Source organism: Nocardia sp. NPDC004573, assembly GCF_053602135.1.
The window spans coordinates 1-1,980 of the sequence record NZ_JBSGDA010000064.1 but is presented as its reverse complement, the minus strand read 5'-3'; the positions used below and the strand labels follow the sequence as shown (position 1 = coordinate 1,980).

Annotated in this window: 1 protein-coding gene; it reads left to right on the top strand. The window is 69.6% G+C overall.

The window, feature by feature from the left end; all coding sequences use genetic code 11:
• On the top strand, positions 1-1,980 hold a 1,980-nt coding region (locus ACWEKR_RS35510; protein ID WP_452358233.1), incomplete at both ends, for a condensation domain-containing protein.

The following is a 1,980-nucleotide window of genomic DNA, read 5'->3' as shown; positions in this document are numbered from 1 at the left end:
TACCTCACTTCCCGGTCCCCGGAGCAGTTCCGCGAACTGCTGATCCGCGAACAAGTCACCGTGCTCAACCAAACCCCATCGGCGTTCTACCAGCTCGCCGAGGCCGATCGCGCCGCACACCACGACGAGGGCAAGTTCGCACTGCGCTACATCGTGTTCGGTGGCGAGGCACTGGATCTGCGTCAACTGCAGCGCTGGTACGAGCGGCATCCGGTGGACGCGCCTTGGCTGGTGAACATGTACGGCATCACCGAGACCACGGTGCACGTGTCGTTCCTGTCGCTGGACGAGCAGATGGTCGACAACGCGGCCAGCGTGATCGGTCGCGCGTTGCCGGGCCTGGACGCGTATGTGCTCGACGACCGGTTGCACCCGGCGCCGGTCGGGGTGGCCGGAGAGATCTACGTCGCGGGAGCGCAGCTCTCGCGCGGGTACCTGGGTCGTCCCGGGTTGGCGGCGACACGGTTCGTGGCCAACCCGTTCGGTGCGCCGGGGTCGCGGATGTATCGCGCGGGTGACATCGGCCGGTGGGTTGGGTTCGGTGGTCAGGCCACCCTCGAGTACGCCGGGCGTGGCGACCAGCAGGTCCAATTGCGGGGATTCCGCATCGAACTCGGCGAGATCGAAGCGGCGCTGCTGCGTTGTCCGGGAGTGAGCCAGGCGGTCGTGCTGGTCCGCGACGACGAGCATGCCGGTGACCGTTTGATCGGGTACGTGGTGGCCGATGCCGGGGCCAGCATGGATCCGTCGGTGCTGCGGGCACAGGTGTCGGAGTTCCTGACCGGCTACATGGTCCCGGATGCGATCGTGGTGTTGGACGCGCTGCCGCTGACCCCGAACGGAAAGCTGGACCGGCGGGCGCTGCCCGCGCCGGAGTTCGTCTCCGCGACGGTGTTCCGCGCGCCGAGTTCGCCGGTGGAGCAGGCGGTCGCCGATGTGTTCGCCGGATTGCTCGGTGCGGCCGAAGTCGGCCTGGACGACGACTTCTTCGCCCTCGGCGGCAACTCGCTGCTGGCCACCCGGGTGGTGGCGCGGATCAACGAGGCGCTCGACGCGAACGTCGTTGTGCGCGAGCTGTTCGAAGCGCCTACGGTGGCCGCGCTGGCCGCGCGGGTGGTGCCCGGCGCCGGTGCGGGTGCGCGCACGGTGCTGGAACGCGCCGAGCGGGTGGAGCCGATCCCGTTGTCGCTGGCGCAGCAGCGGATGTGGGTGCTCAACCAGTTCGACCCCGCCTCGGCGGCCTACAACATTCCGATGGCGATCCGGTTGACCGGCGCGCTGGATGTCTCCGCGCTGCGCTACGCGCTGGCCGACGTGCTCGAACGCCACGAATCACTGCGCACCCGGTATCCGTCCGGGCCGGGCGGGTTGCCGTTCCAGCAGATCCTCACCGTCGAGCAAGCCCTGCCCGGCGGCCTGGACGTCGTCGTCACCGACGATCCGATCGAACAGATCACCGAGCTGATGCTGACCGGGTTCGACGTCACCACCGAAGTGCCGGTGCGGGCGCTGCTGCTGGAGTCCGGGCCCGACGAACACCTGCTGGCGTTCGTGGCCCACCACATCGCCGCCGACGGCGCGTCCATGGCGCCGCTGGCGCGCGACCTGATGAGCGCCTACCTCGCCCGTATCGGCGGCAACTCCCCGCGCTGGTCCCCGCTGGAGGTGCAGTACGCCGACTACGCCATCTGGCAGCGCAGCGTGATCGGCACCGACGACGACGAGACCTCGGTGGCCGCACGACAGCTGGCGTATTGGCGTCACCAACTCGCCGGACTGACCGGGGAACTGGAGCTGCCGCTGGACCGGCCCCGCCCCGTCGTGGCGAGCATGCGGGGCGCCAACACCGGTTTCGCGGTGTCGCCGCAGGTGCACGCGGCTTTGGTCGCGCTGGCGCGCGAGCACAATTGCACGTTGTTCATGGTCGTGCACGCCGCCTTGGCGGTGCTGCTGGCGCGGCTGTCCGGCGACCCGGACGTC